6 protein-coding genes and 1 pseudogene are annotated in these 5,668 nt (G+C 72.4%); 3 read left to right on the top strand and 4 right to left on the bottom strand.

All coding sequences use genetic code 11. The features are described from left to right. Together WMJ97_RS14120 and WMJ97_RS14115 are read left to right on the top strand one after the other, a co-directional pair. Window positions 1-314, top strand: a pseudogene (locus tag WMJ97_RS14120) (L-asparagine permease); the annotation flags it as partial. Window positions 315-321: 7 nt separating this feature from the next. Continuing rightward, window positions 322-1,320 carry an asparaginase gene (locus WMJ97_RS14115; RefSeq protein WP_347349646.1) on the top strand — a complete coding sequence of 333 codons (999 nt, stop codon included), beginning with the start codon at window positions 322-324 and terminating at the stop codon, window positions 1,318-1,320. 33 nt (window positions 1,321-1,353) lie between these two features. Here WMJ97_RS14115 and WMJ97_RS14110 read toward each other — a convergent pair whose 3' ends face one another. Further along, window positions 1,354-2,004, bottom strand: coding sequence for a response regulator transcription factor (locus WMJ97_RS14110; protein ID WP_347349645.1), 651 nt, complete (start codon window positions 2,002-2,004; stop codon window positions 1,354-1,356). Then, window positions 2,001-3,191 carry a sensor histidine kinase gene (locus WMJ97_RS14105; protein ID WP_347349644.1) on the bottom strand — a complete coding sequence of 397 codons (1,191 nt, stop codon included), beginning with the start codon at window positions 3,189-3,191 and terminating at the stop codon, window positions 2,001-2,003. Before WMJ97_RS14105 ends, WMJ97_RS14110 begins: the two co-directional genes overlap by 4 nt. Window positions 3,192-3,312: 121 nt before the next feature. Between WMJ97_RS14105 and WMJ97_RS14100 the strand changes: the two genes are divergently transcribed. After that, complete coding sequence (locus tag WMJ97_RS14100; RefSeq protein ID WP_347349643.1) at window positions 3,313-4,533, top strand: acyltransferase family protein; 1,221 nt, start codon at window positions 3,313-3,315, stop codon at window positions 4,531-4,533. A 106-nt stretch (window positions 4,534-4,639) separates the two neighbouring features. Here the strand turns inward: WMJ97_RS14100 and WMJ97_RS14095 are convergent, their stop codons facing one another. Both WMJ97_RS14095 and WMJ97_RS14090 read right to left on the bottom strand, forming a co-directional pair. Then, entirely contained in the window at window positions 4,640-5,068 is a 429-nt protein-coding gene (locus WMJ97_RS14095; protein ID WP_347349642.1) for a hypothetical protein, read from the bottom strand. Between the two features lie 92 nt (window positions 5,069-5,160). Next, complete coding sequence (locus WMJ97_RS14090) at window positions 5,161-5,643, bottom strand: hypothetical protein (protein ID WP_347349640.1); 483 nt, start codon at window positions 5,641-5,643, stop codon at window positions 5,161-5,163. Window positions 5,644-5,668: the final 25 nt, after the last annotated feature.

The following is a 5,668-nucleotide window of genomic DNA, read 5'->3' as shown; positions in this document are numbered from 1 at the left end:
CGGGCACGTGGATGTCGATCCTGGTGTCGCACTGGATTTTCGTTCGCCGCGCCCGTCAGGGATTGGAGACCCGCCCGGAGTACCGGTTGTTCGGGGCGCCGTACACGAACGCGGTCACGATCTTGTTCCTGGTCGTCATCATCGCTTCGATGGCGTTCGATCCCACGATCGGCCGGTGGACGCTGGCGTTGTTCGGCGTGGTCGCGGTCGCGTTGGTCATCGGCTGGTTCGCGGTCCGGAACCGGATCCATGCCGAGAAACTCGACGCGATGCTCGACACCGACGACACGGACGACACCACGACGCAGGGGTAGTCGGACCATGCGGGTTCATATCACCTATACGGGCGGCACGCTGGGCATGATCGATACCCCGCACGGTCTGGCGCCGGGCGCGGACGTCCAGGGCTGGCTGGACCGGATCCTGACCGATACCGATCTGGCTGATGCGACCACGCTGACCACGTTCGACCACCTCATCGATTCCTCCAACGCCACCCCGGAGGACTGGCGCCGGCTGGTTGATGATTTGTGGGCCCACCGTGACCAGGCGGACGCGTTCGTCGTGTTGCACGGCACCGACACGATGGCCTACACGTCCTCGGCGTTATCGTTCGCGTTGACCCATTTCGGCAAACCCGTGGTGATCACCGGCGCGCAATACCCCCTCGGCGTGGTGGGCAGTGACGCGGCCCCGAACGTGACCGGCGCCCTACGGGCCGCCGCCTCGGGCAAGTTCACCGGCGTCGCGGTGTTCTTCGGGCACAAACTCTTGGCCGGGAACCGGGCCACGAAAACGTCGTCGTGGGCGTTCCAAGGCTTCGAATCCCTCAGCGTGACCGAACTCGCCCGCACCGGCGCCCCCTGGCAATGGCTCCAACGGCCACCGCACGGCTCCGGCTGGCGTCACCCGGCGCCCTACGAACGCCACGACATCGTCGTGTGCGACCTGGCCCCCGGCATCACCGCGACCCGGCTCGCCGCGATCCTCGACCCGGCCCCCGAGGGCGTCATCCTGCGCGCCTACGGTGTGGGGAACATTCCCAACGAGGAACCCGGCCTGACCGACATCCTCCACGGCACCATCCACGCCGGCATCCCGGTCGTGATCGCGTCCCAATGCCACCAAGCCGACGTCTTGTTGGGCCACTACGAAGCCGGCTACGCCCTCGCCCAAGCCGGCGCGATCAGCGCCGGCGACATGACCCTGGAGGCCACCTACACCAAACTCGTCTTCCTCCTCAGCCAACACCTCACCCCCACCAACCTCGCCCACTGGATGACCACCAACATCGCCGGCGAACTCACCCCCACCGACTAAACCGGCTGCCGACCGGGCGGCGTCCGAGGGCTGTCAGACGAGCCCGCGCTCCCACGCGGCCCGCACGGCGGACGCCCGGTCGGTGACGCCGAGCTTGTCGTAGACGTGCATGAGGTGGGTCTTGACGGTCGCTTCGCCGATGCCGAGGCGTCCGGCGATGGCGCGGTTGGTGCGGCCTTCGGCGACGAGGCGCAGAACGTCGACCTCGCGCGCGCTCAGCGGCACCTCCGCCGAGCGGTGCGTCAGGGCGGCGAGCGCGACAGGCGCGAGCACGGGACGCCCCTCGGCGAGGTCGCGGACGGCCCGCACGAGGTCGGCGCGGCGGGTGTCTTTGAGGAGGAAGCCGTCGGCGCCGGCGTCCATCGCTCCGCGGACGTCCCGGTCGGTGTCGTACGTGGTCAGCACGAGGATGCGCGGCTGAGGGCCGGGCCCCGAGCGGAGGGTGCGGATGGCGTCCACGCCGCTGCCGTCGGGCATGCGCAGGTCCATGAGGACGACGTCGGGCACGGCATGCCGTGCCAGCGTCACGGCCTCGCGCCCCCCGGACGCCACGGCGACGACCTCGATGCCGGGCTCCGCGCCGAGCATGCCGACGAGGCCGTCGCGGACGACCGGGTGGTCGTCCGCGATCAACACCCGCACTACGGACGCCGCCGGCCCGCCCTGGTCGGTCATGTCGGTCATCGGGACGCCTCCGCGGTCACCGGGATGGTCGCGGTGAGCGTCGTGCCGTGCCCAGGGGCCGATCGGATGTCGAGCCAGCCGCCCGCTGCGGCGAGGCGTTCGCGCATGCCGGGGAGGCCGTGGCCGGAGGCGTGGGCGTCCGGGTGGAAGCCGCGGCCGTCGTCGGCGACGGTGACGGTCTCGGCGGCCGCGGTCGCGCCGAGGGTGACGCGCACCCCGGACGCCTGCGCGTGCCGGGCGACGTTGGACAGCCCCTCCTGGACCACGCGCAGCAGCTCGGGGCCGTGTTGGAAGCGGTCGGGGGCGGCGTCGGCGTCGAATTCGATGACGACGCGGTGGTTGCGGGCCCAGGTGGCGGCGACGGCTCCGACGGCGTCGGCGAGGTCGTCGTCGTCGAGCTGCTGGGGGGCGAGGGCGGCGACGGCGCGGCGGGCGTCGGTGAGGCAGCCGCGGGCGGTCTCTTCGGCGCGGGCGACGCGCTCGCGGATGCCGGGGTCGAGGTCGGCAGGCAGCGCTTCGAGTTGGCTGATGACGCCGACGAGGCCTTGCGCGACGGTGTCGTGGATCTCGCGCGACAGCCGGGCGCGTTCTTCCGCGATGCCGCGGGTGCGGGCCTGGTCGAGCAGTTGCTGGTGCAGGACGGCGTTCTGCCGGCTGATCCGGGCGAGCTCGTCGGCGGCGCGTTCCCGCTCGGCGACGTGGCGCTCTTGGGCGACGGCGGCGCGCATGAAGGAGAGCGCGATCAGGAGGTTGACGGCGAGCAGCGCGATGAACAGCAGGGGTGCGCCCTGGAGCCCGCGGAAGCTGCCCGCCTGCCCGAACGCGCACGTGACCGCGGTGAGCACGATGACGACGGGGACCTGGCGGCCGACGAAGAAGCGGTCGGCGTCCTGGTAGCCGATGAACGCGTAGATGCAGCCGAACGGGTTGAGCGCGACCATCGTGAGCGTGAGGGCGAGGTGGACCGCGTAGCCGACGACGGCGGCGCGCGAGCCGGGCACGATGCGGGCGGCGTTCCGTTCGATGGCGATGCGGAGGGCCGCGACGGCGAGCGTGGGCGGCAGCGCCCACAGCACGGTGGTGCGGTCGAGCAGGACGCCGACGAGCCCCCAGCCGATGAACCACGACATGATCGCGAGCAGCGCGGGAAGCCAGCGCAGGAACGCGGCGGCGGTGGGCTGCTTCATGGCGTCCATTGTGGTGGGCGGGGCGTGCAGCCGGGGCTGGCGGGGCATCCGCCGATCGGCGGATGCGGGGGACGCCGACTGGCCGACGCGGCGGCGTCCGCGCCTTCCTAGGGTCGTTTGCATGACTGCAACGGATGTGAAACCCCCTGTCGGTGTCGGGGTGCGCTTGCATGGCTTGGACGCCCTCCGCGCCGGCGCGCTCGGGCTGGGGATCGTGCTGCACTCGCTGATGCCGTTCGCGCCGGGCATGGGGTGGCTGCTGACGGACGCGCGCACGTCGGCGGCGGTGGGGGTGCCGCTGTTCGTGATCCACCTGTTCCGGATGACGGTGTTCATGCTGCTCGCCGGGTTCTTCGGGCGGATGGTCGTGCACCGGCGCGGCGCCGGGGCGTACCTGCGGGACCGGACCGTCCGCATCCTGGCGCCGATGGTCGCGTTCTGGCCGGTGGCGGTGATGCCGCTGGGGCTGCTCGTCGCGGCGAACGCGTCGCTGCGCGGGGCGACGCCGCCGCAGCCGCCGTCGCGGCCCGGCGCCCCGGAGGCGTTGGCGATGTTCTCGCCGGGGCAGCTGTGGTTTCTGCTGGTCCTGTTCGAGGTGAGCGCGCTGACGCTCGGGGTGCGGTGGGTCGCGCTGCGGGCGGCGCGCTGGGCGTCCGGGGCGGCGTCGGACGGCGAGGGTGCGGCGGGGATGAGCGGGCCGGGGCGCGACCTCACCTGCCTGACGCGCGCGGTGGGCCGCGCGCTGTCGGGGCCGGCCGGCGTGCTGGCGGCGGCCGTGCCGTACTACCTGTGCGTGCTGGCGCAGGGCGACGCGACGGGCGGGATCGCCGCGCCGACCACAATTCTGCCCGAGGTCGCCCCGCTGGTCGCCTATCTGGGCGCGTTCGGGGTCGGCTGGGCGCTGCACGCCGACCCGGACGCCCTCGCGCGGATCGCGCGCCAGTGGCCCGGGCAGCTCGCGGCGGCGATCGCGCTGTCGGCGGCCGGGTACGTGACCGCCCCGGCGACGCTGTCGGTGCCGGGGCACGCGGCGCTCGTCGCCCTCGCCGGCTGGACGTGGACGTACGCCCTCCTCGGCCTGTGCGTCCGGTTTCTGCGGCGCGAACGCCCCGTGATTCGGTATCTCGCCGACTCCTCGTACTGGGCGTACCTGGTGCACTTGCCCCTCCTCGTGGGGTTCGAGCTGTTGATCGCGGACCAGCCGTGGCCGATCGCGGCGAAGCTGCTGCTCACCTGGACGGTCGTGGGCGCGGCGCTGCTGGGCAGCTACCAGGTGCTCGTCCGGAAAACCTGGCTCGGCCAGTGGCTCAACGGGCACCGCTACGGGCGCGCGCGCCGCTGAGAGCGCGCGCCGACGAGGGTGCGCCCGTCGAGACCGCATGACCGTCGAGACCGCATGACCGTCGGGACCGGGCGCCGCGGGCCGCAGCCCGCGGCGTCCGACCTTGTCAGAGGCCGGGCACGGGCGTGCCGTGCGGTGCGCAGTCGACGTACACCATGTCGAGGCGCCGCCGCAGCACGACCCCGGCGGGGAAGTGGTTCGCCACGGTCGTGATGCTCGCCATCGCGTCGTCGACCATCTCGGCCGCCATCTCGTCGGAGCAGAACGCCGGGTTGAGCCAGCCGCCGCTGTCGAGGCTGGCACGCACCGCCTCCCGGACGTCGGCTTCGCTCAGCTCGGACTCCACCACCCGCGCCGTCGTCGTGGCCCGGTGCGAACTGAGGCCGCTGAAGGCCCGCCCGCAGCCGCACCCGTTGTCGGGATCGCGCAGATCCCGATCGCACGCCCCTTGGAGGTACACCAGCTCCCCCTCGACGCACCAGTTGAAATCGTTCGCCCGCCCCTGGCGACCCTTGTCAGCGACCAATACACGCATGTCGTCCTCCTTCGACGCTGACGCTAGAGGTCGGGTCCGACATTTCTTTCGAGAGCGTCGCCGGACGCCCGCAGCCCGTCCCGGGAAGGGTGTCAGTCGCAGTTGCCGCAGACTCCCGTGGTCGTGAGTTGCAGGAAGCAGCGTGGGCAGAACGCAGGCTCGGGCTCGGGATGCCGCGGCGTCCGCTTGGCAGGGGCGCGGGTGGGGGCGGGGGATGCCGCCGGCCCCGGCCGGACGCCGAACGTCGACAGCGCGATGCCGCGCCAGTCAGGCGCGCATTCGTGGTTGGCCCACTGGCGCGGGAACACCAGGTAGCCGCGGGCGATCACCATGACGAGCCGGTCGGCGGAGTCGACGCAGCGCGCATAGGAGTCGTCGGCGGTGCGGCTGAAACGGACGGCCCCCACCCGGTCGAGGTGCCTCGTCACGATCTGCGTGTCGGACGCCGTCCAGCGCCGCTCCCACGACAAGGCCTCGCGGCGGGTCATGCTGCGGCGGCCCGGGGCCGCCACGGACTCCCGCAGGCGGGCGAGTTCAGTGTCGTCCGGGCGGCGGTCGGCGGCGTCGATGGTCATCCCCGAAGCCTACGCAGTGCAGTGC

The sequence above is a fragment of the Nigerium sp. genome (assembly GCF_039811905.1).
In the GTDB taxonomy this organism is placed as follows: Bacteria; Actinomycetota; Actinomycetes; order Propionibacteriales; family Propionibacteriaceae; genus Propioniciclava.
The sequence above is the reverse complement of the archived record's forward strand: the minus strand, read 5'-3'. Positions and strand labels throughout refer to the sequence as shown.